At 53.8% G+C, this 24,837-nt stretch carries 23 protein-coding genes; 15 read left to right on the top strand and 8 right to left on the bottom strand.

Annotated elements, in window-relative coordinates; genetic code table 11:
* Window positions 1-66: 66 nt before the first annotated feature.
* From infA to trxB, 5 genes are all read right to left on the bottom strand, one after another.
* Entirely contained in the window at window positions 67-285 is a 219-nt protein-coding gene (gene infA / locus MUU47_RS19580) for a translation initiation factor IF-1 (RefSeq protein WP_002211347.1), read from the bottom strand.
* Between the two features lie 275 nt (window positions 286-560).
* Complete coding sequence (gene aat / locus MUU47_RS19575) at window positions 561-1,265, bottom strand: leucyl/phenylalanyl-tRNA--protein transferase (RefSeq protein ID WP_258989824.1); 705 nt, start codon at window positions 1,263-1,265, stop codon at window positions 561-563.
* 47 nt (window positions 1,266-1,312) lie between these two features.
* Window positions 1,313-3,034, bottom strand: a complete 1,722-nt coding sequence (cydC, locus tag MUU47_RS19570) for a heme ABC transporter ATP-binding protein/permease CydC (RefSeq protein ID WP_258989823.1) — start codon at window positions 3,032-3,034, stop codon at window positions 1,313-1,315.
* Window positions 3,035-4,801 carry a heme ABC transporter permease/ATP-binding protein CydD gene (cydD, locus tag MUU47_RS19565; RefSeq protein WP_258989822.1) on the bottom strand — a complete coding sequence of 589 codons (1,767 nt, stop codon included), beginning with the start codon at window positions 4,799-4,801 and terminating at the stop codon, window positions 3,035-3,037.
* Window positions 4,802-4,916: 115 nt separating this feature from the next.
* Window positions 4,917-5,885, bottom strand: coding sequence for a thioredoxin-disulfide reductase (gene trxB / locus MUU47_RS19560; RefSeq protein ID WP_258989821.1), 969 nt, complete (start codon window positions 5,883-5,885; stop codon window positions 4,917-4,919).
* A 549-nt stretch (window positions 5,886-6,434) separates the two neighbouring features.
* Here trxB and lrp point away from each other — a divergent pair.
* The 10 genes from lrp to MUU47_RS19510 all read left to right on the top strand — a co-directional run bounded on the left by lrp (window position 6,435) and on the right by MUU47_RS19510 (window position 20,857).
* On the top strand, window positions 6,435-6,929 hold the full coding sequence (gene lrp / locus MUU47_RS19555; protein WP_000228473.1) for a leucine-responsive transcriptional regulator Lrp: 495 nt from the start codon (window positions 6,435-6,437) through the stop codon (window positions 6,927-6,929).
* A 119-nt stretch (window positions 6,930-7,048) separates the two neighbouring features.
* A complete protein-coding gene (locus MUU47_RS19550; protein ID WP_258989818.1) occupies window positions 7,049-10,861 on the top strand; it encodes a DNA translocase FtsK 4TM domain-containing protein in 3,813 nt (1,270 codons plus the stop codon).
* 129 nt (window positions 10,862-10,990) lie between these two features.
* The gene (gene lolA / locus MUU47_RS19545; RefSeq protein ID WP_159773360.1) at window positions 10,991-11,602 is read left to right on the top strand and encodes an outer membrane lipoprotein periplasmic chaperone LolA; all 612 of its coding nucleotides are present in this window, start codon (window positions 10,991-10,993) and stop codon (window positions 11,600-11,602) included.
* Window positions 11,603-11,611: 9 nt separating this feature from the next.
* A complete protein-coding gene (rarA, locus tag MUU47_RS19540) occupies window positions 11,612-12,955 on the top strand; it encodes a replication-associated recombination protein RarA (RefSeq protein ID WP_258989817.1) in 1,344 nt (447 codons plus the stop codon).
* Between the two features lie 91 nt (window positions 12,956-13,046).
* Window positions 13,047-14,339: a serine--tRNA ligase gene (gene serS / locus MUU47_RS19535; protein ID WP_258989816.1), complete on the top strand. Its 1,293-nt coding sequence runs from the start codon at window positions 13,047-13,049 to the stop codon at window positions 14,337-14,339.
* Between the two features lie 205 nt (window positions 14,340-14,544).
* Window positions 14,545-16,989: a dimethylsulfoxide reductase subunit A gene (gene dmsA / locus MUU47_RS19530; RefSeq protein ID WP_258989815.1), complete on the top strand. Its 2,445-nt coding sequence runs from the start codon at window positions 14,545-14,547 to the stop codon at window positions 16,987-16,989.
* A gap of 10 nt (window positions 16,990-16,999) precedes the next feature.
* Window positions 17,000-17,617 (top strand): DMSO/selenate family reductase complex B subunit, encoded by a 618-nt coding sequence (locus tag MUU47_RS19525; protein WP_258989814.1) that lies wholly within the window; start codon window positions 17,000-17,002, stop codon window positions 17,615-17,617.
* A gap of 1 nt (window position 17,618) precedes the next feature.
* Window positions 17,619-18,482 carry a dimethyl sulfoxide reductase anchor subunit family protein gene (locus MUU47_RS19520; protein ID WP_258989813.1) on the top strand — a complete coding sequence of 288 codons (864 nt, stop codon included), beginning with the start codon at window positions 17,619-17,621 and terminating at the stop codon, window positions 18,480-18,482.
* Between the two features lie 272 nt (window positions 18,483-18,754).
* Window positions 18,755-19,900: an MFS transporter gene (locus MUU47_RS19515; protein ID WP_258989812.1), complete on the top strand. Its 1,146-nt coding sequence runs from the start codon at window positions 18,755-18,757 to the stop codon at window positions 19,898-19,900.
* A gap of 84 nt (window positions 19,901-19,984) precedes the next feature.
* Window positions 19,985-20,857 (top strand): LysR family transcriptional regulator, encoded by an 873-nt coding sequence (locus tag MUU47_RS19510; RefSeq protein ID WP_258989811.1) that lies wholly within the window; start codon window positions 19,985-19,987, stop codon window positions 20,855-20,857.
* 27 nt (window positions 20,858-20,884) lie between these two features.
* On the opposite strand, the gene pflA is transcribed toward MUU47_RS19510, so the two are convergent.
* The 3 genes from pflA to MUU47_RS19495 form a co-directional block, all read right to left on the bottom strand.
* The gene (gene pflA, locus MUU47_RS19505; RefSeq protein WP_258989810.1) at window positions 20,885-21,682 is read right to left on the bottom strand and encodes a pyruvate formate lyase 1-activating protein; all 798 of its coding nucleotides are present in this window, start codon (window positions 21,680-21,682) and stop codon (window positions 20,885-20,887) included.
* Window positions 21,683-21,698: 16 nt separating this feature from the next.
* A complete protein-coding gene (locus tag MUU47_RS19500) occupies window positions 21,699-22,709 on the bottom strand; it encodes a phage integrase (protein ID WP_258989809.1) in 1,011 nt (336 codons plus the stop codon).
* Window positions 22,710-22,805: 96 nt separating this feature from the next.
* Window positions 22,806-23,105 carry a helix-turn-helix domain-containing protein gene (locus MUU47_RS19495; RefSeq protein WP_258989808.1) on the bottom strand — a complete coding sequence of 100 codons (300 nt, stop codon included), beginning with the start codon at window positions 23,103-23,105 and terminating at the stop codon, window positions 22,806-22,808.
* 106 nt (window positions 23,106-23,211) lie between these two features.
* Between MUU47_RS19495 and MUU47_RS19490 the strand changes: the two genes are divergently transcribed.
* The 5 genes from MUU47_RS19490 to MUU47_RS19470 all read left to right on the top strand — a co-directional run bounded on the left by MUU47_RS19490 (window position 23,212) and on the right by MUU47_RS19470 (window position 24,827).
* On the top strand, window positions 23,212-23,571 hold the full coding sequence (locus tag MUU47_RS19490) for a Cox family DNA-binding protein (RefSeq protein WP_374684769.1): 360 nt from the start codon (window positions 23,212-23,214) through the stop codon (window positions 23,569-23,571).
* A gap of 11 nt (window positions 23,572-23,582) precedes the next feature.
* The gene (locus MUU47_RS19485; RefSeq protein WP_258989806.1) at window positions 23,583-23,762 is read left to right on the top strand and encodes a hypothetical protein; all 180 of its coding nucleotides are present in this window, start codon (window positions 23,583-23,585) and stop codon (window positions 23,760-23,762) included.
* Window positions 23,753-24,253, top strand: a complete 501-nt coding sequence (gene repB / locus MUU47_RS19480) for a phage replication protein B (protein WP_258989805.1) — start codon at window positions 23,753-23,755, stop codon at window positions 24,251-24,253. The genes MUU47_RS19485 and repB overlap by 10 nt, the downstream gene beginning before the upstream one ends.
* A 65-nt stretch (window positions 24,254-24,318) precedes the next feature.
* Window positions 24,319-24,540 carry a DUF2732 family protein gene (locus MUU47_RS19475; RefSeq protein WP_258989804.1) on the top strand — a complete coding sequence of 74 codons (222 nt, stop codon included), beginning with the start codon at window positions 24,319-24,321 and terminating at the stop codon, window positions 24,538-24,540.
* Window positions 24,540-24,827, top strand: a complete 288-nt coding sequence (locus MUU47_RS19470) for a DUF5405 family protein (RefSeq protein WP_258989803.1) — start codon at window positions 24,540-24,542, stop codon at window positions 24,825-24,827. Before MUU47_RS19475 ends, MUU47_RS19470 begins: the two co-directional genes overlap by 1 nt.
* Window positions 24,828-24,837: the final 10 nt, after the last annotated feature.

Here is a 24,837-nt window from a genome sequence, read left to right as displayed (position 1 = left end):
GAATTGAAAAAGGTCGGGGGATTCCCGACCTTTCAGCATCAACGTGCCCAGCGGGCCGTTTAGCGATTAGCGACTACGGAAGACAATGCGGCCTTTGCTCAGGTCGTACGGGGTCAACTCAACAGTCACTTTGTCGCCCGTCAGAATGCGGATGTAGTTTTTACGCATTTTACCGGAGATATGCGCAGTTACCACGTGCCCGTTTTCAAGCTCTACGCGGAACATGGTGTTAGGTAACGTATCGAGAACGGTACCCTGCATTTCAATATTGTCTTCTTTGGCCATCTAGTCCTCGGGGGGTATCACTACCATAGTTTTGAACCGGCAAGATAATGCCGAAATTCAGCCATTAAGTAAAGATTTACCCGTCATCTTTCGGCCTAATGCCGGTGTGCAGGGTAAAAAGAGATCGTTTTTGCGCATTACCCGTCTGTCATACACAAAGACCGTATGACGAGCGCAAACGTATAGGGGATATTCCTGAAACGATGGCGGGGCAACAGGCAGAAACGACTTCCGAGGCAATTATATCACCTTGACAATGAATGTGCCGAAAACATTTACACTGTGGGTAAAAAGAGCGTGCGAGGGACCCAAAAATGCCCTGGCAGGGGCTGCGTGCGTAATTCTGCGAGGTGTTCCAGGTACTCGCGGCGAGGAATTTCAATCGCCCCCAGCGATGCTGTATGATTATTCAGCACCTGACAATCCATCAGCTTTCCGCCCTGACCGGCAAACGCCTGCGAGAAAACCATCAGTGCGCTTTTTGAGGCATTTTCCGCCCGGCTGAACATCGACTCGCCGCAGAACAGCGCACCTTGCGCTACGCCATACATACCACCAACCAGTTCGCTTCCCTGCCATACCTCAACCGAATGCGCGTGTCCCAGCTCATGCAGACGATGGTAGGCCAGCACAATGCTTTCGGTAATCCACGTGCCTTCATCGCGATCGGCGGCGCAACCTTCAATCACCTGGCCGAAAGCGTGATTTAACGTGATACGAAAAGGGGACGATTTGTGAAACCGTTTCATGCTGCGACTGACATGAAATGCGTCAGGCCACAAAACGGCACGAGGGTCAGGCGACCACCATAAAATCGGGTCGCCGGGTGAAAACCAGGGAAAGATACCGCGCTGATAGGCCATCAGCAGTCGCGCCGGGCTGAGATCGCCACCCAGCGCGAGCAAACCGTTAGGCTCGCGCAGGGCACCTTCCGGCGACGGAAAGGTTATAGAATGACGTGACAACTGGACCAGCCGCATACTTCACAACTCCACGCCTGATAAGCCTAATAATAGTGAATAGTAGTCTACAGACGCTGTCTGAACTGATAATAACGCCCCTGTTGGGCCAGCAATTCTGCATGATTACCATGCTCAATAATTTGTCCGTTGTCCATCACAATTATTTGCTCAAAACGTGCCAGTCCGCGCAGGCGGTGGGTCACCATCAGCACGGTTTTGTCACGCATCACATCGGCCAGTAAATCAAGGATTTGGCTTTCTGTGGTAGCGTCAAGGCCTTCAGTGGGTTCGTCGAGCAGCATTAGCGGCGCGTCGTGCAGCAGGGCGCGGGCAATCGCCAGGCGGCGCAGCTCGCCACCGGAAAGTTGACGCCCACCTTCACCGAGCCAGCTGTTGAGCCCGCCATCGTCGAGCAGTTTTTCCAGACCGGTACGCACAAGAACAGCACTCAGTGCGTCATCCGTAGCATTCGGGGCCGCCAGCAGAAGGTTATCCCGCAGGGTAGCGCTGAAAAGGTGTACGCGTTGTGGAACCACGCTCATAGTGCGGCGCAGCGTCATTTCATCCAGAGATGAAATCGGCTGCTCGTTCAGCAGTAATTCACCGGTCTGAGGATCCCACGCGCGGGTCAGCAACTGTAACAAGGTCGATTTACCGCAGCCGGTACGGCCCAGGATCGCAACGTGTTCTCCGGCGTTGACGCGCAAATTAAGATTCGCCAGCGCGGGCTGCGTCTGCTGCGGGTAGGTGAAACTGACATTGTTCAGCGTCAGGCTCACGCGTTGCGGTACCTCAGAAACCGTCTCCGGGAAGGTGACTTCGGCTTGTTGTTCGGTCAGTTCGGTTATCCGCACTGCGGAAGCCATGACCTGCCCAAGGTGCTGGAATGCGCCAGTCACCGGGGCAAGCGCTTCAAACGCGGCTAGCGCACAGAACACGAACAGCGCGATCAGCGGCCCAGGCTGGCTATTGCCGCCCACGCCGCCTGCGGCCATCCACAGCATCACAATGACCGCCGCGGCACCCATCAGCAGCATCAGCGCCTGGGAAAGGGCTGTCAGTTCGGATTGACGGCGTTGCACCTCGTGCCAGCTCAGCTCTGTCTGTTCCATCTGCTCGCGATAGCGCTTGCTGGCACCGAAAATTGTCAGCTCGGCCTGGCCGTGCAGCCAGGATGTGAGCTGCTGGCGGTATTCACCACGAAGCTGCGTCAGGTTCTCACCCGTTGGTTTTCCGGCCCGGTAAAACAGCGGCGGCAGCAGGAACAGCGTCAGCAACATAATGCCGCCGAGGGTCAGCGCCAGCGTCAGGTCGAGAAAACTCAGGCCAAACGTGACCACCAGAATGACGACCAGCGCACCAATCAGCGGGGAAATGACGCGCAGGTAGAGATGATCGAGGGTATCGACATCCGCCACCACGCGGTTGAGCAATTCGCCCTGACGAAAACGAGCCAGCCCGGCAGGGGAGAGCGGCAGTATTTTGCTGAACGTAAACACGCGAAGGTGCTGCAACACGCGGAAGGTCGCATCGTGGCTGACCAGGCGCTCGAAATAGCGTCCAGCGGTACGGATGATGGCGGCCCCACGGACACCCGCGGCAGGCAACATATAGTTAAAGGTATAGGCGCCAGCAAAACCGACGGCAGCCGAGGCGGACAAGAACCAGCCAGAGAGCGTCAGCAGACCAATGCTGGCCAGCAAGGTGATAATCGCGAGCACGACGCCGAGGGAGAGCAACCATTTGTGCCGCTTATATAGCGCCAGGTAAGGGGCTAAAACGCGCATTTAAATCTCCTCCTGACGATGGGCAAGCAGGTGCGCAAAATGCCCCTGTGCTTCAGCAAGCTCTGCAAACGAACCCTGCTCGACGATTTGGCCTTGATGCATGACCCAAACGGCATCCCATTCGGCAAGGTTTTCTAACTGATGAGTGACCATCAGTGTGGTCTGGTTGGTTGCGGCTTCCGTCAGCGTCTGCATAACGCGCTGTTCGCTGTGTGCGTCGAGGCTGGCGGCTGGCTCATCCAGTAACAAGAAACGGCAAGGAGAGAGCAGTGCTCGGGCTACGGCCACTCGCTGGGCCTGACCGACGGACAACCGGGCCGCCTGATCGCCGACGGGTGTATCAATACCTTGCGGAAGCTGGCTGACAAATTCGTTCACCCAGGCACGGTCGAGCGTGTGTTGCAGCTGTGCCTCATTGGCTTTTGGATTCGCCAGCAGCACATTTTCACGCAGAGTATGTGCGGGAAGCTGTGGGTTTTGTCCGACCCAACTCAGCAGGCCTCGCCATGCGTCAGGTTCCAGGTCACGCAATTCGGTCCCATTCACCTTTAACGAGCCGTCGTATGGCAGAAAACCTGCCAGGGTATTGAGCAGTGAACTTTTCCCCGAACCGCTCTGGCCGACCAGCACCACGCGCTCGCCAGCGGCAAGGCTAAAATCCAGCGGTCCTGCGAGGATTTTACCTTCCGGCGATTTAATCAGCAGACCCTGTGCTTCAAGGCTCACATTTTGCGTTTCATCTGGCGCGACGCTGCCACGCTCAGGCTGAGCCAGTGGCGCTTCAAGGAAGGTCTTCAGACTGTCGGCGGCACCCACTGCCTGCGCTTTGGCATGGTAAAACGTACCCAAATCACGCAAGGGCTGGAAGAATTCCGGCGCCAGGATCAGTGCCAAAAAGCCGGACATTAAGGTAACTGTCGTGCCATAGCTGCCAAAATTCAGCTGGCCGAGATAGGAGAAACCAAAGTAAACGGCGACCACGGCAATCGAAAGCGAAGTGAAAAATTCCAGAACGCCTGAGGAGAGGAAAGCAAGTCGCAGAACTTCCATCGTGCGCTGACGGAAACTTTCGGAAGCCTGACGAATATTGTCGGTTTCCGCTTCACCGCGTCCGAAAAGACGTAAGGTGTCCATCCCGCGTAGGCGGTCGAGGAAATGGCCGCTCAGTCTTGCCAGTGCCTGGAAATTACGACGGTTGGCATCTGCGGCACCCATGCCAACCAGCGCCATAAACATCGGGATCAGCGGGGCGGTGCACAGCAGGATTAGCGCGGCAACCCAGTTAGACGGGAAAATCGCGATAAGGATAAGCATCGGAACGGACGCAGCCAGTGCCATCTGCGGCAGATAACGGGCATAGTAATCATGCATGTCGTCGATTTGTTCAAGAATCAACGTTGCCCAACTGCCCGCAGGTTTACCCTGGATCCACGCCGGACCCGCTTGTTGTAGGCGGTCGAGTACCATTTTTCGGATCTCAAAACGAATATGCTGCCCGGCATGGAAACCCACCCGTTCTCGCAGCCAGACCACCCACGCGCGCAGGATAAAGACCAGAACCAGCATTACAAAAGGCAGCAGCAGCGCTTCCCGAGGAATGTTCTCCATAATCATGTGGTGCAGGATCTTGGCCAGAAGCCAGGCCTGGGCGATGATCAGCACTCCGCTGACCGCACCGAGCAGACGAGAAAGCATCAGCCATCGGCGGGAGAGAACGCTTTGCTGTTTTAACCAGCGGGTAAGCTCTTGTTGACGGGTTTTATTCATTGCGTGCTTAGCAGGTGTCTTATTTGAAATCATTAGGCACGGCAATGTTACATCGGGGAAAAAATAAAGGCGACTTATCGTCGCCTTCTTTACCTTTGTTACTGACTTGTAAAGATTATTTGGTCTGATCAGCCAAGCCGTCGAGATAACGCTCAGCGTCCAGCGCGGCCATGCAGCCCGTGCCTGCGGAAGTGATCGCCTGACGGTAAATATGGTCCATCACGTCACCTGCGGCAAACACGCCCGGAATACTGGTTTGCGTTGCGTTGCCGTGAATACCGGACTGTACTTTGATGTAGCCGTTTTCCAGCGCCAACTGGCCGTCAAAAATGCCGGTGTTCGGGCTGTGGCCGATAGCAACAAACAGGCCTGCTACTTCAAGCGACTCAATGTTGTCGCTGTTCTGAGTATCACGCAGACGCAGGCCGCTGACGCCCATCTGATCGCCGGTCACTTCTTCCAGCGTGCGATGGGTGTGCAGTACGATGTTGCCGCTTTCCACTTTATCCATCAGACGTTTGATCAGAATTTTCTCCGCGCGGAAGGTGTCACGGCGGTGAATCAGGTGCACTTCAGAGGCAATGTTTGCCAGATACAATGCTTCTTCAACTGCGGTGTTGCCGCCGCCAATGACCGCGACTTTCTGATTGCGATAGAAGAAACCATCGCAGGTGGCGCAGGCAGAAACACCGCGGCCTTTAAACGCTTCTTCTGATGGCAGACCCAGATAACGGGCGGAGGCACCGGTCGCGATGATCAGCGCGTCACAGGTGTATTCGCCGCTGTCACCGATTAGACGGAACGGACGGTTCTGCAAATCAACTTTGTTGATGTGATCGAACAGGATTTCGGTTTCAAACTTAACCGCATGTTCATGCATACGTTCCATCAGCGCAGGTCCGGTCAAATCGCTCGGGTCGCCTGGCCAGTTTTCCACTTCTGTGGTGGTGGTCAACTGACCGCCTTTTTCCATGCCGGTAATCAGTACCGGTTGCAGGTTTGCGCGTGCAGCATAGACAGCAGCGGTGTAGCCGGCTGGTCCAGAACCAAGAATAAGCAGTTTACTGTGTTTGGCCGTGCCCATGAGATCCCCATAAATGTTGGCAGACAATGGGCGCGATTGTAGGGAATTTGCGGAAGTAATAAAAGGGTGCAGGAATTTTGTTAACGATATGTGTAATAGATTGCGTCAATGGATTGGTGGTTTTATCTACGCTTGCGATAACAAATTCTACTGCTATCGGGATGATTATAAGGAGATAACATGAGGAACGCCCCTGGGTGATTATGAATATCTGGCATGTTGTACTAAAAATCGATGTTTTGCTTTGACAATCCCCTGTGCTTTTGCGAAAACAATGAAGGGAGAAAAAACAGCGTTTGCCGTGTGGTGAATTTTCATGCACGTAAATGCCATTTTTAACCGGGTCAGCATCATCGGCGCATGGCGTGGACAGACGCCATTCGAGATGACGGTGGCTGCCGACAGGCAACGGCTTCTCAACACGTACCCTTGGGTTATGCGTTACATCTGGTGACAGATTTTTTACGCAGACGACGGGCACAGGCTCTGAACAGTGAAGTGCACAGGGTCCAGACAGGAGTAGGGAAGGAATACAGAGAGACAATAATAATGGTAGATAGCAAGAAGCGCCCAGGCAAAGATCTCGACCGCATCGATCGTAACATTTTGAACGAATTGCAAAAGGATGGGCGAATTTCCAACGTCGAGCTTTCTAAACGAGTGGGACTTTCTCCGACACCTTGCCTTGAGCGCGTACGTCGGCTGGAAAGACAAGGGTTTATTCAGGGTTATACCGCGCTGCTGAACCCGCATTATCTGGATGCATCGCTGCTGGTTTTTGTTGAGATAACTCTGAATCGTGGCGCCCCGGATGTGTTTGAACAATTTAACACCGCTGTGCAAAAACTTGAAGAAATTCAAGAGTGTCACTTGGTCTCCGGTGATTTCGACTATCTGTTGAAAACCCGCGTGCCTGACATGTCAGCGTACCGTAAGCTGTTAGGCGAAACCCTGCTGCGCCTGCCAGGCGTAAATGACACCCGTACCTACGTGGTTATGGAAGAGGTCAAGCAGAGTAATCGTCTGGTAATTAAGACTCGCTAAACGGAACAGGTGCAAAATCAACGCAAGTTGATTACACTCCTGTTAATCCATACAGCAACAGTGCCGGGGAGACCCGGCGCTGTTGTCCGTTTTAGCATCAAGGACCTGGAGTGCCTTTCTTGAGCCAGGAATACACTGAAGAAAAAGAAGTAACGATTAACAGATTAAGCAGTGGGCGCCGTCTTCTTGAAGCGTTCCTGATCCTCTGTTCCCTTTTTGCCATCTGGCTGATGGCAGCACTACTTAGCTTTAATCCTTCCGATCCCAGTTGGTCACAAACCGCCTGGCACGAACCGATACATAATCTTGGCGGAATGCCGGGTGCATGGCTTGCGGATACGCTGTTTTTCATTTTTGGCGTAATGGCGTACACCTTGCCCGTGATGATTATCGGTGCCTGCTGGTTCGCGTATAAGCATCGTGCGAGTGACGAATACGTTGATTATTTTGCTGTGGCGCTACGTCTGATTGGCGTCCTGGCGATGATCCTCACCCTGTGTGGGCTTGCCGCTATCAACGCAGATGACATCTGGTATTTCGCCTCCGGTGGCGTTATCGGCAGTCTGCTCAGCACCGCATTGCAACCCATGCTGCACAGCAGCGGCGGTACGCTTGCCTTGCTTTGCATTTGGGCTGCAGGACTGACGCTGTTCACCGGCTGGTCCTGGGTCAGCATTGCCGAGAAAATCGGTAACTGGATACTCAATATTCTGACCTTCGCCAGCAACCGTACCCGTCGTGACGATTCGTGGATTGACGACGAAGAGTACGAAGATGACGAAGACGATCATGACGCCGCACCGAAGAAAGAAGGGCGCCGCGCCCGTATTCTGCGCGGTGCACTGGCGCGTCGTCAGCGCATTGCCGATAAGTTTAGCAACCCGATGGGTCGTAAAACGGACGCTGCGTTGTTCTCCGGTCGTCGAATGGATGAAGACGAAGCTGAAGTTCAATATAGCGCTCGCGGTCAAGTCGCAGATGCCGATGACGTATTGTTCTCGGGCAATAGCGCAATGCGCCAGCCTGATGCCGACGATGTTCTTTTCTCCGGCAACAGCACGACCCGCCCGGCAGCCTGGGATGAAAACGATCCGCTGATGAACGGTCACTCTATCGCCGAACCGGTTGCCGCAGCAGCCGCTGCGATGGCAACCACTCAGGCTTGGGCAGAACCTGCATCAGCCGCGATGGCTGCACCTTCCATTTCCGGCGGCGAAATGGTCGCGCCGAGTGTGGAATGGCAGGCCGTTCCAGCCCCGCAAACGCCAGATCCGGTTATTGCTCCGTCTCCGGACAATTGGCCGCCGCAGGCACCCGTCGCGAAACCAGAATATGTTCAGCCAGAAGCCTTCCGTCATCAGCCATCTATCGAAGAACTGTGGCAGGATCCGCAGCCAGTGCAGCAGTACGCGCAGCCTGACCCCGAGTATCGCGCCCAGCCTGAATATATTCCGCCTGTAGAGCACGCTCCGCAGATGCCAGAAGTGGCGCCGGAACCGGAAGAGGAAATTAAACCGCAGCGCCCACCGCTCTACTATTTCGAAGAAGTGGAAGAGAAGCGTGCGCGTGAACGTGAACAACTTGCGGCGTGGTACCAACCAACGCCGGAACCGGCGACAGTGAAACCTACGACACCAATGCCAACTATGCCAGTGCCGTCTGCATCGATTGTCGATCCACTGGCCGCGGTCGCCCCAGCAGCAGCTGTTGCTTCCGTAGCTGCCAGCGTTCATCAGGCAACCGGTGCTGCCGCCGCTGCAGCAACAGCCGCGTCGGCTGCTCAGTTGTTCAGCCCGGCGGATGCGCCGCGTCCGCAGGTTAAAGCAGGCATTGGCCCGCAGCTTCCACGTCCAAATCCTGTGCGTGTACCAACGCGTCGTGAACTTGCCTCGGCCTCTTTTGGTATCAAAATACCGTCACAGCGCCCTACCGAAGAACTGTCTGACGAGCTGATGGGCGATGAAGACGCCGATGAACTGCATCAGGACGAGCTGGCTCGTCAGTTTGCTGCCACCCAGCAGCAGCGTTATGGCGAGGAATACGAAGACAACAGCTACGATGAGACGCAGGAAGCCGCTGCCGCAGAAGCCGAACTGGCACGCCAGTTTGCCGCCACGCAGCAGCAACGTTATTCCAGCGAACAGCCGCAGGGTGCGAATCCGTTCTCGCCTACGGACTATGAATTCTCACCGATGAAAACGCTGGTCGATGATGCGCCGAAAGCGCCGTTATTTACGCCGAGTGCCGCGCCGGAACAGCCACAACAGGCTTACCAGCAACCTCAGCAAATGGCATCGCAGCCGCAGGCATATCAGCAACCGCAGCAGGCTACGCAGGCGCAACCTGCTTACCAGCAGCCTCAGCAACAGCCCGTGCCTCAGCCGCAGGAAAGCCTGATTCACCCGCTGCTGATGCGTAACGGTGACGATCGTCCGTTGCAAAAACCGACTACGCCATTACCGTCGCTGGATCTGTTGACTCAGCCGCCGAGTGAAATCGAACCGGTTGATACCTTCGCGCTGGAGCAAACCGCGCGCCTCGTAGAAACACGTCTGGCCGATTTCCGCATCAAGGCTGACGTTGTGAACTATTCGCCGGGCCCGGTCATTACCCGCTTCGAGCTGAATCTGGCGCCAGGTGTGAAAGCTGCGCGTATTTCGAACCTTTCTCGTGACCTGGCGCGTTCGTTGTCGACCGTCGCCGTGCGTGTGGTTGAGGTTATTCCAGGCAAACCGTACGTGGGTCTGGAGCTGCCAAACAAAAAACGCCAGACCGTTTACCTGCGTGAAGTGCTGGACTGTGCGAAGTTCCGCGACAGCCCATCACCGTTGACTATTGTGCTCGGGAAAGACATCGCCGGTGAGCCGGTGATTGCCGATCTGGCAAAAATGCCTCACTTATTGGTGGCCGGTACGACCGGTTCCGGTAAGTCAGTCGGTGTGAACGCCATGATCCTCAGCATGCTCTACAAGGCAACGCCGGAAGACGTGCGCTTCATCATGATCGACCCGAAAATGCTGGAGCTTTCAGTGTATGAGGGTATTCCGCATCTGCTGACGGAAGTCGTGACGGATATGAAGGATGCTGCCAACGCCCTGCGCTGGAGCGTCAATGAAATGGAACGTCGTTACAAGCTGATGTCAGCGCTCGGTGTACGTAATCTCGCGGGTTATAACGAGAAGATTGCTCAGGCTGCACAGATGGGCCGTCCGATCCCGGACCCTTACTGGAAACCGGGTGACAGTATGGATGCGGTGCATCCAACGCTGGAAAAACTGCCGTACATCGTGGTGCTGGTTGATGAGTTCGCTGATCTGATGATGACGGTTGGTAAAAAGGTGGAAGAGTTAATTGCCCGCCTGGCGCAGAAAGCACGTGCCGCCGGTATTCACCTGGTGCTGGCGACTCAGCGTCCGTCGGTTGACGTGATTACCGGTCTTATCAAAGCGAACATCCCGACCCGTATCGCCTTTACTGTGTCGAGCAAAATTGACTCCCGTACCATTCTCGATCAGGGCGGTGCGGAATCACTGCTCGGTATGGGTGACATGCTCTACTCCGGGCCGAATTCCAGCTCGGCACCGACGCGTGTTCACGGCGCATTCGTCCGTGACCAGGAAGTCCACGCCGTGGTTCAGGACTGGAAAGCGCGCGGTCGTCCGCAGTACGTCGACGGTATTACCTCCGACAGCGAAAGCGAGGGCGGTGCAGCCGGTCTGGACAACGGTGAAGAGCTCGACCAGCTGTTCGATCAGGCGGTGAAGTTTGTGACCGAAAAACGCAAAGCCTCTATCTCTGGCGTACAGCGTCAGTTCCGCATCGGTTATAACCGCGCCGCGCGTATCATTGAGCAGATGGAAGCGCAGGGGATCGTTAGCGAAGCGGGCCATAACGGCAACCGTGAAGTACTGGCCCCGCCTCCGTTTGATTAAACGCAGCGTTTGAAAAGTTGCGTAAATAGCCAAAAAATCAGTATTTTCTCCTGTTCCACTGTAGGTGCACTGCCTACAGTGGAAACAAAGAGACTCCCGCGTCGGGAGTGACGCATTTAAGGAATGAAGATGAAAAAATTTGCCATCACCTGTGCCTTACTGACCAGTTTTGTTGCCAGCAGCGTCTGGGCCGATGCTGCTAGCGACCTGAAAAGCCGCCTGGATAAAGTCAGCAGTTTCAACGCCAGCTTCACCCAGAAAGTGACCGATGGTAGCGGTAATGCGGTTCAGGACGGACAGGGCGATTTATCCGTCAAGCGTCCAAATCTCTTCAACTGGCATATGACGCAACCGGATGAAAGTATTCTGGTTTCCGATGGTAAAACGCTGTGGTTCTATAACCCGTTTGTCGAACAGGCAACTGCGACCTGGCTGAAAGACGCGACCAGCAACACGCCGTTTATGCTGATTGCGCGTAACCAGTCCAGCGACTGGAAGCAGTACAACATCAAGCAGAGCGGTGACGATTTTGTGCTGACCCCGAAAGGTAGCAACGGTAATCTGAAAGAGTTCACCATCAACGTGAGCCGCGATGGCACCATTCATCAGTTCAGCGCCATTGAGCAGGACGATCAGCGTAGCAGCTATCAGTTGAAGTCCCAGCAAAACGGCGCGGTGGACGCATCCAAATTTACCTTTACTCCGCCAAAAGGAGTAACGGTGGACGATCAGCGTAAATAAGAGGCGCGCGTGAGCAATCTGTCGCTCGATTTTTCCGATAATGCGTTTCAACCTCTGGCCGCGCGTATGCGGCCAGAAAATTTAGCGCAGTACATTGGCCAGCAGCATCTGCTGGCTACCGGTAAACCGCTGCCACGGGCCATTGAAGCTGGACATCTGCATTCAATGATTCTGTGGGGGCCGCCGGGGACCGGGAAAACGACGCTGGCAGAAGTGATTGCCCGCTACGCCAACGCCGACGTGGAACGCATTTCTGCGGTCACATCTGGTGTGAAGGAAATTCGAGAAGCTATCGAACGCGCCCGGCAGAATCGCAACGCCGGGCGACGCACCATTCTGTTTGTCGATGAAGTCCATCGCTTCAATAAAAGCCAGCAGGATGCTTTTCTGCCGCACATTGAAGATGGGACCATCTTTTTCATTGGCGCCACTACCGAAAATCCCTCTTTTGAACTCAACTCGGCACTGCTTTCCCGTGCCCGTGTTTATCTGCTGAAATCGCTCACCGTCGAAGATATCGAACAGGTATTAACCCAGGCGATGACAGACAGTGCTCGCGGCTACGGCGGCCAGGACATCGTCTTACCTGACGACACTCGCAAAGCGATCGCAGAACTGGTCAACGGCGATGCACGTCGGGCGTTAAATACTCTGGAGATGATGGCAGATATGGCGGAGCTGGATGATTCCGGCAAACGCGTATTAAAGCCTGAGTTGTTAACTGAGATTGCCGGGGAACGCAGCGCGCGCTTTGATAACAAAGGCGACCGCTTCTACGACTTAATCTCCGCGCTTCACAAATCTGTTCGCGGCAGCGCACCGGATGCAGCCCTGTACTGGTACGCACGGATTATTACTGCCGGGGGTGACCCGCTGTACGTTGCCCGTCGTTGTCTGGCGATCGCCTCCGAAGATGTCGGCAACGCTGACCCCAGGGCGATGCAGGTGGCGATTTCAGCCTGGGATTGTTTTACTCGCGTCGGCCCAGCCGAAGGGGAGCGGGCCATTGCGCAGGCGATTGTTTACCTGGCCTGTGCACCGAAGAGCAACGCCGTTTATACCGCCTTTAAAGCGGCGATGGCCGATGCCCGCGACCGACCTGACTATGACGTGCCGGTACATCTGCGCAATGCACCGACCAAACTGATGAAAGAGATGGGGTACGGCCAGGAGTATCGCTACGCCCACGACGAGCCCAATGCCTATGCGGCTGGCGAAGTCTATTTCCCGCAAGAAATGTCGCAAACGCGCTATTACACGCCTTCCTCGCGTGGTCTTGAAGGTAAGATTGGTGAAAAGCTCGCCTGGCTTACCGAACAGGATCAAAATAGCCCCACAAAACGCTACCGCTAAACAAGACGTTGCGGTAAGGTTATCGCTGAACCTCTAAAGGCCGCAGGCTGCGGTCTTTTCCTCATTTTAATTCGATAAGCACAGGATAAGCATGCTCGATCCCAATCTGCTGCGTACCGAGCCAGACGCAGTCGCAGAAAAACTGGCACGCCGAGGCTTTAAGCTGGATGTAGATAAACTTCGCGCTCTTGAAGAGCGTCGTAAAGTTCTGCAGGTAAACACTGAAAATCTGCAGGCAGAGCGTAACTCGCGATCGAAATCCATTGGCCAGGCGAAAGCGCGCGGGGAAGATATCGAGCCATTACGCCTGGAAGTGAACAAGCTGGGTGAAGAGTTGGATGCCGCAAAAGCTGAGCTCGATGCTCTGCTGGTTGAGATCCGCGACATTGCGTTGACGCTGCCTAATATCCCGGACGATTGTGTACCGATGGGTAAAGATGACAGCGAAAACGTTGAAATCAGCCGCTGGGGTGAGCCGCGTAAATTCGAATTCGAAGTACGCGATCACGTCACGTTAGGTGAAATGGCGAAAGGCCTGGATTTTGCGTCCGCGGTTAAACTGACGGGTTCTCGCTTCGTTGTGATGCAGGGGCAAATCGCGCGTATGCATCGCGCCCTGAGCCAGTTCATGCTTGATCTGCACACCGAACAGCATGGTTATGTCGAAAACTACGTCCCGTACCTGGTAAACCATGAAACACTGTACGGCACGGGTCAGTTACCGAAATTTGGCGGTGATTTGTTCCACACCCGTCCGCTGGATGAAGCTGCAGACAGCAGCAACTACGCGTTGATCCCAACTGCCGAAGTGCCACTGACCAACCTGGTTCGTGACGAGATTATCGATGAAGATGCTCTGCCACTGAAAATGACCGCGCATACCCCATGCTTCCGTTCCGAAGCGGGTTCTTATGGGCGTGATACGCGTGGTCTGATCCGCCAGCATCAGTTTGATAAAGTTGAAATGGTGCAGATCGTTCGTCCAGAAGATTCTATGGATGCGCTGGAAGAACTGACGGGTCATGCTGAAAAAGTGTTGCAGCTATTGGGCCTTCCGTACCGTAAAGTGCTGCTGTGCAGTGGTGATATCGGTTTTGGTTCGGCGAAAACCTATGATCTTGAAGTCTGGTTGCCAGCGCAGGACACGTATCGTGAAATCTCCTCTTGTTCAAACATGTGGGATTTCCAGGCGCGTCGTTTACAGGCTCGCTGCCGCAATAAATCAGACAAGAAAACCCGTCTGGTGCACACCCTGAACGGTTCCGGTCTGGCTGTTGGTCGCGCGCTGGTTGCGGTGCTGGAAAACTATCAGCAGGCTGACGGTCGCATTGAAGTGCCGGAAGTACTGCGTCCTTACATGAACGGTATTGAGTTCATAGGCTGATAATAACGCCTCATTCCTTTCTTAAAAAGCGCCTCAGGGCGCTTTTTTTATGCCTGTATTGATACTGAACAATAACCCTTCAGTCGAAAGCAGGGATACTCCCTTCGAATTAGAAGCAGCATAAAACTCTAAAAAAGACTGATTTCGTTATATACATATCTATATAGCGATTGGTTCATTTCAATGAGCAATGAAGTGAGTATTCATGAAAATAAAAGCCCCTGATGCTTTGTTGACTGCCGAAGTCAGCCGTCGAGGTTTGATGAAAACCTCGGCAATCGGCGGACTGGCAATCGCCAGTAGTGCCTTCACATTACCGTTTACCCGTATTGCGAATGCTGCCGACGCTATTGCGCCAGCCGCCGCTGCCGGGAAAATGGTCTGGAGCGCCTGTACGGTGAACTGCGGTAGCCGCTGCCCGCTGCGAATGCACGTGGTTGATGGCGAAATCAAATACGTTGAAACCGACAATACCGGCGACGATAACTACGACGGCCTGCATCAGGTGCGCGCCTGTCTTCGCGGCCGCTCTATGCGTCGCCGTGTGTATAACCCTGACCGACTGAAATATCCGATGAAGCGCGTCGGTAAACGTGGAGAAGGTAAGTTCGAGCGTATTAGCTGGGAAGAGGCGTATGACACCATCGCCAACAACATGCAGCGTTTGATCAAAGATTACGGCAACGAATCTATTTACCTGAATTATGGTACCGGTACGCTGGGCGGCACCATGACGCGCTCATGGCCTCCTGGAAAAACGCTGATTGCCCGTCTGATGAACTGCTGCGGCGGTTACCTGAACCACTACGGCGATTACTCTTCCGCACAGATTGCGGAAGGTCTGAACTACACCTACGGCGGCTGGGCCGACGGTAACAGCCCGTCAGATATTGAAAACAGTCAGCTGGTTGTGCTGTTCGGCAACAATCCAGGTGAAACTCGCATGAGCGGTGGCGGCGTGACGTATTACCTTGAACAGGCACGCCAGAAATCGAATGCCCGTTTGATCATCATCGATCCGCGCTACACCGACACCGGTGCAGGCCGTGAAGATGAGTGGCTCCCTATTCGCCCAGGTACAGACGGTGCACTGGTGTCAGGCCTGGCATGGGTGATGATCACTGAAAATCTGGTTGATCAACCGTTCCTCGACAAATACTGCGTCGGCTACGACGAGAAAACCCTGCCGGCCACTGCGCCAGCGAACGGCCACTATAAAGCGTACATTCTGGGCCAGGGTAAAGACGGCACGGCTAAAACGCCACAATGGGCAGCGTCCATCACCGGGATCCCGGCGGAACGTATTGTCCAGCTGGCGCGCGAAATCGCGATGGCCAAACCGGCATTTATCAGTCAGGGCTGGGGTCCGCAGCGCCATGCTAACGGCGAGATTGCTACCCGTGCTATCTCCATGCTGTCGATTCTGACCGGCAACGTCGGGATTAACGGTGGTAACTCCGGCGCACGTGAAGGTTCTTACGATCTGCCATTCGAACGTATGCCAACGCTGGATAACCCGATTGAAACCAGTATTTCGATGTTTATGTGGACTGATGCGATTGAGCGCGGCCCGGAAATGACCGCAACGCGCGATGGCGTGCGAGGCAAAGATAAGCTCGATGTACCGATCAAGATGATCTGGAACTATGCGGGCAACTGCATTATCAACCAGCATTCCGATATCAACCGCACCCACGACATCTTGCAAGATGACAAGAAGTGCGAACTGATTGTGGTGGTGGATTGCCACATGACCTCTTCGGCGAAGTATGCCGATATTCTGCTGCCAGACTGCACCGCGTCTGAACAGATGGACTTCGCGCTGGATGCGTCCTGCGGCAACATGTCCTACGTCATCTTTGCCGACCAGGTTATCAAACCGCGCTTCGAGTGCAAAACCATCTATGAGATGACCACTCAGCTGGCAAAACGCATGGGCGTTGAGCAGAAGTTCACCGAAGGCCGCAACCAGGAAGAGTGGATGCGCCATCTGTATGAACAGTCTCGCCGGGCTATCCCTGGACTGCCGACATTTGAAGAGTTCCGCAAGCAGGGCATGTTCAAGCAGCGCGATCCAGAAGGGCATCACGTGGCCTATAAGGAATTCCGTGAGAACCCGGCTGCCAATCCGCTGACCACGCCGTCAGGCAAAATCGAAATTTACTCAGCGCAGCTGGCTGAGATTGCCGCTTCCTGGCAACTGACGGAGGGCGACGTTATCGATCCACTGCCAATCTACGCGGCTGGATTCGAAAACTACGACGATCCGCTGGCCAAAGATTATCCGTTGCAGCTGACGGGCTTCCACTATAAAGCGCGTTGCCATTCGACTTACGGCAACGTTGATGTTCTGAAGGCGGCATGTCCTCAGGAAATGTGGATGAACCCGATGGATGCGAAGAAGCGTGGGATTGCCAATGGCGACCGCGTGAAGATCTTCAACGGTCGCGGTGAGGTTCACATTGAAGCGAAGGTAACGCCGCGCATGATGCCAGGCGTTGTGGCGTTGGGTGAAGGGGCATGGTACGCGCCGGATGCAAAAGGTGTTGACCAGGCGGGCTGTATTAACGTCCTGACCACTCAGCGTCCGTCGCCGTTGGCGAAGGGCAACCCGTCGCACACCAACCTCGTTCAGGTCGTAAAAGCGTAAGGAGTAACCGATGACCACTCAGTATGGATTTTTTATTGATTCCAGTCTCTGCACCGGTTGCAAAACCTGCGAACTGGCCTGCAAAGACTACAAAGATTTGACGCCTGACGTCAGCTTCCGCCGCATTTATGAGTATGCCGGTGGTGACTGGCAGGAAGACAACGGCACATGGCATCAGAATGTGTTTGCCTACTACCTGTCAATCGCCTGTAACCACTGCGAAGACCCGGCTTGTACCAAGGTCTGTCCGAGCGGTGCGATGCATAAACGTGAAGATGGCTTTGTCGTCGTGAATGAAGATGTGTGCATCGGCTGTCGCTACTGCCATATGGCTTGCCCATACGGCGCGCCGCAGTACAACGAAGCCAAAGGCCATATGACCAAATGCGACGGCTGTCATGAACGCGTTGCGGATGGCAAAAAACCTATCTGTGTAGAGTCCTGTCCGCTGCGTGCGCTGGACTTTGGTCCGATTGAAGAGCTGCGTAAAAAACACGGTCATTTGGCTGCTGTTGCTCCGTTGCCGTCTGCGCACTTCACCAAACCAAGCATTGTTATCAAACCTAACGCCAACAGCCGTCCGACGGGTGACACCACCGGCTATCTGGCAAACCCGAAGGAGGTTTAAGATGGGAAGTGGATGGCATGAATGGCCTCTGATGATCTTCACGGTCCTCGGGCAATGCGTCGCCGGTGGCTTTATCGTTCTGGCACTGGCGCTGATGAAAGGTGAACTTTCTCGTGAGCAGCAGCGTCTCGTTATACTGAGCATGTTCGGCCTGTGGGTGCTGATGGGACTGGGCTTTATCGCCTCTATCCTGCACCTCGGCTCGCCGCTGCGCGCGTTTAACTCTCTGAACCGGATCGGTGCTTCTTCGCTGAGTAATGAAATTGCAAGCGGCTCGGTGTTCTTCGCAGTCGGCGGTATTGGCTGGCTTCTGGCGGTTATCAACAAGCTGCCACAGGCACTGCGTTCGGTGTGGCTGGTGTTGACCATGGTGCTGGGCGTCTTCTTCGTCTGGATGATGGTTCGCGTTTATAACACCATCGACACCGTGCCGACCTGGTACAGCATCTGGACTCCGATGAGCTTCTTCCTGACGATGTTTATCGGTGGGCCGCTGCTGGGATATCTGCTGCTGCGTGTGGCTGGCGTCGACGGCTGGGCGATGCGCCTGTTGCCGGTAATTTCGATGCTGGCACTGCTGGTCAGTGCCATCGTGGTGGTGATGCAGGGCAGCGAGCTGGCAACGATTCACAGCTCCATTCAGCAGGCCTCTGCGCTGGTTCCGGCGTACGGCTCCCTGATGGCCTGGCGTCTGGTGGTGCTCGTGTTAGCCCTGGTATGCTGGGTTGCGCCACAGCTGAAAGGGCATCAGCCAGCCGTTCCGCTGCTCAGCCTGGCCTTCGTGCTGATGTTCGTGGGTGAGCTCATCGGCCGCGGCGTATTCTACGGTCTGCATATGACCGTCGGAATGGCCGTCGCCAGCTAAGCTGTTTATTGCGCCGGATTGCAACGATCCGGCGCAACAAAAAATGCGCCCCATCCATGAAATTTTTCAACTGAAAATAAGCCGTTATATTCCCGATTACCTAATAAAAACAATGGAATAATTTAAAAATAAATTTCATTGCCGCTCCGCTAGATAAAAAACTTCTATTGTTCCCCTGAAAACCGCGCCAGCTCTGGTCTGGAGGCAATTGACTTTGCCAACGGCGGTGGCATGATGCGCTCGAATTCTGAACTTCCTCACGGTTTATATCCATGTCCACGTATTCCCGCCCAGTGCTTTTATTGCTCTGTGGCTTACTTTTGTTGACGCTGGCGATTGCGGTGCTGAATACGCTCGTCCCGCTTTGGCTCGCCCACGATCATTTGCCAACCTGGCAGGTGGGGATGGTGAGTTCGTCGTATTTCACCGGTAACCTGGTAGGAACGTTGCTCTGCGGGCGATTGATCAAACGTCTCGGCTTTAATCGTAGCTATTACCTCGCGTCATTAATTTTCGCTGTAGGCTGCGTCGGGTTGGGGCTAACCATGGGTTTCTGGAGCTGGCTCAGCTGGCGTTTCCTCGCCGGTGTGGGCTGCGCGATGATTTGGGTGGTGGTCGAAAGCGCGCTGATGTGCAGCGGCACCTCCCGTAACCGCGGGCGCCTGCTGGCGGCTTATATGATGGTTTACTACGTCGGCACCGTGCTGGGCCAGTTGATGGTCAGCAAATTCCCAACAGACCTGATGAGCGTCCTGCCGTGGGTTACCGGCATGGTGTTGGCTGCAGTTCTGCCGCTGTTGTTTACCCGAATTACGAATCAGACTAGCGAAGAGGCGCCCACGCTGGTCTGGCCGATGCTAAAACTGCGCCACGCGCGTTTAGGCGTTAACGGCTGCATTATCTCCGGGATTGTTCTCGGCTCGTTATATGGGCTGATGCCGCTGTGGCTCAATCATCAGGGCGTCAGCGATTCAGGCATTGGCTTCTGGATGGCGGTCATGGTCAGCGCCGGGATCCTCGGCCAATGGCCGGTGGGTCGTTTGGCCGATCGTTACGGTCGTTTGCTGGTGCTGCGCGTGCAAGTGTTTGTAGTGATCCTCGGCTGCCTGGCAATGCTGAGCGGTGCGGCGATGGCACCTACGCTGTTTATTCTGGGTGCTGCGGGCTTTACGCTGTATCCGGTAGCGATGGCCTGGGCTTGCGAGAAAGTTGAACATCATCAGCTGGTAGCGATGAACCAGGCGTTGTTGCTGAGCTACACCATCGGCAGCCTGCTGGGACCTACGTTTACGTCGATGCTTATGCAGAACTATTCTGACAATCTGCTGTTTGTGATGATCGCCAGCGTGTCGTTTATCTACTTGTTGATGCTGCTGCGCAAAGCCGGGCATCACCCAACGCCAGTGGCACACGCCTGATAACCAAAGCCTGTCGACTGACAGGCTTTTTTCTTTCTCGACTCTCCGGTAAGGTAACCTCCTCTTTACAAAGAAGGATATCCGATGGAGTTGTTGCGTTTTACGCTTGCTCAAATTGAAGCGTTTGCCTGCGTGTGCGAAACCGGCACGCTGACCCAGGCGGCGAAAAAGTTGAAAAAGGATCGCACCACTGTCAGCGAACTGCTCGAGTATCTGGAAGTGGATCTTGGCTACGCACTGTTTGACCGTTCGACAAGGCCGTTAACGTTGACGCCGCAAGGCCAGCTGCTTTATCGCCAGGCAAGACTCTTTCTGCATGAGGCCGAAGCCTTTTCGCGTATCGCCCGGCACATTCCTGACACCCTCGAAACGCATCTGACCCTGTGTTATGACCTCTTTACGCCACGCGCGCTGTTGCTGAAACTGGCAGAGCGGCTTCAGGCACAACATATTCAGCTGGATATGATCGCCTGTGAGCGCGGTCAGGCCGAGCAATGGCTGGATGAGGGCAGCGTCGATCTCGGTCTTTTTCAGGCCGTAAACCGTTCCGTGAACGATCACCTGCACTGGCGCGCGGTTGGGAGCGTTTCGCTTGCGGTGTATGCCCGTGAAGATTATTTCCCTAAACAGCCAGTGTCTCTGCTGCATTTGGCCTCGCAACCGCAGCTGATGCCGTTTCGTGATCTTCCTCCCTCCCTTGCCGGGCGCATTCGTATCGCGGACAGGCTGATTCATGTCAATGAGATAACCTTGCTGGAAGGGCTGTTGCAACGTGGCTGTGGCTGGGCGTTTCTGCCGGAGCATTTTTGCGCAGAACGGCTGGAAGGCGTGGCGAGAATTGATACCGAGATGGGGACGACGGGGCTGGCACATCCGCTGGTGGCACTCTGGAAACCAGGTGTGATCGGTGCGCCTATGCTGGCGCAACTGCTAACGGCGATGGAAGAGAGGATATAAAAACAGCCTCCGAAGAGGCTGTCTGAGTCAGTACATGACTTTGTGGCCGTATTGCTCAAGGATACCTTTCACGCGATCCATTGTTTCTTTCTTCGGTGGATGCACGCCGTCCAGCTTGTACTCTTCGCCCATCGCCACCCATTTGTGTTTGCCAAGTTCATGATAAGGCAGAAGCTCGATTTTCTCGACGTTGCCCATATCGCGGGTAAATTCCCCCAGGCGGTGCGCAGAATCGTCATCGTCAGACCAGCCAGGAACAACCACGTAGCGGATCCAGACGTTAATATTTTTGTTCGCCAGGTAACGACAGAATTCCAGCGTACGATGATTAGACACGCCGACTAAATTCTGATGGATCTCGTCGTTCATCTGTTTGAGATCAAGCATGACCAGGTCAGTCACTTCGAGCAGTTCATCAATCACCGGATCGTAACGACGAACAAAACCGTTGGTGTCGAGGCAGGTATGAATGCCTTCTTTACGGCAGGCCCGGAACCAATCACGCACAAATTCAGCCTGTAAAATGGCTTCGCCGCCGGAGGCCGTTACGCCGCCGCCGGACGCATTCATAAAGTGGCGATAGGTCACCACTTCTTTCATGAGTTCTTCAACCGTAATTTCTTTGCCGCCGTGGGTATCCCAGGTATCGCGGTTATGGCAATACAGGCAGCGCATCAGGCAGCCCTGGAAGAAGGTGATAAAACGGATGCCTGGGCCATCGACGGTGCCACAGGATTCAAAGGAGTGAATGCGACCAATTACTGGCTTTGCAACCTCTGAGTTATCAGTGTTTTCTTTTAAATTACAACTAGTTAAATTACTCATATCGCTCTGATTAGCTCTAGTTAACTCTGGTTTGTGGACACATTCTGGACATTTTGGACAGCGGGTTGAGTATCACTGCATCCTGTAAAAAGTCCGGGGCAAAGTGCGCGTAAATCATCGTTTGCTGGATGTTCGAGTGCCCTAGAATGCGCTGCAATGTAATTATATTACCTCCATTCATTATAAAGTGTGTGGCGAATGTATGCCTCATTACGTGTACCGCCTGCCCATCAGGCAGATCGGGCTTTATCTCTTTCAATATTCTGCGGACAGTGCTGTATTTTGCCCTAAACAGTGGACCGCTGTTTTTGGTCTTAATGCGCTCCGCCAGCTCGACAGAAATCGGCACTGAGCGTCGTTTCCCGTTTTTGGTTTTCATGAAGGTGACCACCTGCTGAATGATGTGCTCAGCCTTCAAACCTGAAACCTCGCCCCACCGGCCACCAGTAGCCAGGCAGATCAGTGCCACATTCAATTCGTCTCCTTCCAGCCGCGAGAGCAGCATCTCTATCTCATCGGTGGACAGGAACGCCATTTCTGTTTGAGCTTCTTTAAGGCGTTTCACCTCATGAAGAGGATTGCCGCCGTGATACTCGTCAGCATCAATAAGTTTGGTAAACATGCCGCTCAGTATGGCGACGTGCCTGTTTACGCTGGATGGCTTGAGTCCTTCATTCATTAGGGTTACGCGATAATCGATAATTGATTTTTTGGTCAGTTGGTCGGCCCTGTGAATGCCCATATCCCCAAACCTCGTGATTATCGTCGTCAGGCGACCCTTTTCTATCTCGCCCCTTGCGTGGGTTTTTCCATGATAGATCCACCATCGGTCCAGCAGTTCTGTCAGCTTGCGCCGGTCTGCCGGTTTCTCAAGCCATTCCTTATTGTGATAGTTAACGAGTACATGACGCTCAAACGTCTGAGCCTCGCCCTTTGTACTGAATTTCCGCCGGATGCGTTTTCCGTCTGCGCCCTGCGGTCTAACGTCCACTTCATATCGGCCATCATCGAGTTTTTTAACGGACATAGGTCACCTCGATGATACGGCTGGGTACTCTTTCACGCGTGTTTATGTAGCAATCTTCTTTTGTGCATTTACTGCACAGATAAGCCCCGTAGACCGTTAGCCAGTCTTTTGGTCGGAGTGGGATGATGTTTCGTTTTCTGGCCCAAAGTGTGCGAGTGCCGGCGCAATTTGCCCGGATGATGGATCCACTTCGTCAAATAAAAACCAATCACGGTACTTACGGAAACGCGTTGGCTTGAAAAGCTTTTGGACGTTTTCAAGAGACATCCGGGCTTTTCCCTGTTCATACCCAGCGTATGTAGTGTAGTTAATCCCTGTAATTTCAGAGAGTTCCTTCATTTTTAGACGCTCTGACTCACGCATGAGCTTCAGTTTCTCAGCTACTTGTGTTGACATAAAATACGTAACTCCGTAATCTTTACGTTAGTTGATAAGTTCCCATCGGCGCTAATTGACTCTAACTGGCTCTAATTGGCGTGGAAACAATATGGAGGATAGCAAAGTGAGTACGAGATCTGAAATTTCAAACGAAGTTAGAGAGGAAATCTCTGATCATGAAAAACCGAAGCATCACAGTGTCAAGTTGTCACCAGCTCCGTCAGACCTGCTTTCAAAGGAGGGCTTCGCGCTGTATATCGGCAAAACCCCTCGTGCTGTGGTTGAGATGGCAAAGGCTGGCAAGTTGCCTGCGTTTTACATGACTGACCCTCTGAAACCGGGTGGGAAAGCTGAGCTGTGGGTTAACCGTCGCGAATGGGATAAATACGCCGCCCAACTAGTCGAGGATGCACCGACCGAGTGGCATGACTGGAAAAATCGCATCAGCTACGGCAAGTCTGGCCGTGGTCGAGTTGCAGCATAAGGAGCAGTTTAATGAAAGAGCCTCGTTGCATTGCTCAGCTTTTGCGTAACCAGCAGAACCTGACCCCGATTAATTTCACCATCACCCACGGTCGCGGCCATAAAGGAATCATTATCCGCACCCGCAAGCCGAGTGTGATCGGTTCGGCCATCACCTTCATGAAAAACCAGAGGTTATGGAAATGGCTGTGATGACGCTCGGTGTGGTTGCTCAGCAACCGGAAGGTTTGCGCGGTCTAGTTGGTCGATATCTTGCTGCTCCGCGCTGGCAGGAAAGTTGCGATTTCTATAACAAGATGATGGAGCGTGAGCGCCTTACGGTCTGTTTTCATGCGCAGTTAAAACAGCGCCACGCAACTATGCGATTTGAAGAGATGGGTGACGTGGACCGTGAACGTCTGGCCTGCGCGATTGATGAGCTGCGTGCAGCATTTTCAAAACGTCGTCAGGTGGGGGCGAGTGAAATTGCTTATATCAGTTATTTAACTGTCAGCCAGCGTCGCAGTTTATTTATGCATGCCGGTTTAACCGAGAAAGAATTTAATCAGCCCTACTGGCGTATTGATGAGGATGCATGTTATTGGCGCGAAAAATTATTCCGCGCATTGCGTGAATTATTCAGCTTGTTTGAACATGCTCCAACAATTTTGACATCGGTTAAGCCCGAGCAATATCTGCATTAATTAATTACCCGTGTTTTTAGCGCACTTGATTGTGCGGGGCTTCCTTTTATCTGGAGAAAGTCGTTATGACTAAAACAAGAAAGCAGTGTGCTAAGTTCTCTTTGTTGTTAAAGCAGGCCAGAGCTGAGGCGCAGGCGGATGCTGCGACTAAATTCTCATCTCATCTTGACGGGCTGATTCGCCACATCGCCGAGCGTGAGCTGAACAAGGTTGAGATTGTCGAGTTACTTAGTCAGGAGTCAACGCAATTTCATAATGCAGGGCTGTTGCGTGGAGAGTGCTGCTAATGGCTACGCACAAGTCCGTATTACTGAATAACTGGCTTAAGGTCACCGTAATGGATAACGGTGATTTAGCGCTGAAGGATATTAAACGCGATAAAGGCACCGGCGAAAAAACCGAGGCTGTTATTGCTATCTACGCGAACCAATTAAATCTCTTGTCGGACATGGTCAATTTGCTTCTTAAACGCGCCATCTATTTAAAGCAGATAACCAATTTTGATGAGTTTGCCAAATTAACCGAAGAATTGAGCGCCGCCTGTCGGGCTGAGCTCAACAAGCTGAATGCATAAAGGAGTCAGG

The organism is Scandinavium hiltneri (genome assembly GCF_024764835.1).
GTDB classification, from domain to species: domain Bacteria; phylum Pseudomonadota; class Gammaproteobacteria; order Enterobacterales; family Enterobacteriaceae; genus Scandinavium; species Scandinavium hiltneri.
Note: the sequence above shows the minus strand (reverse complement) of the source record. Positions and strands in the feature narration are given on the sequence as shown.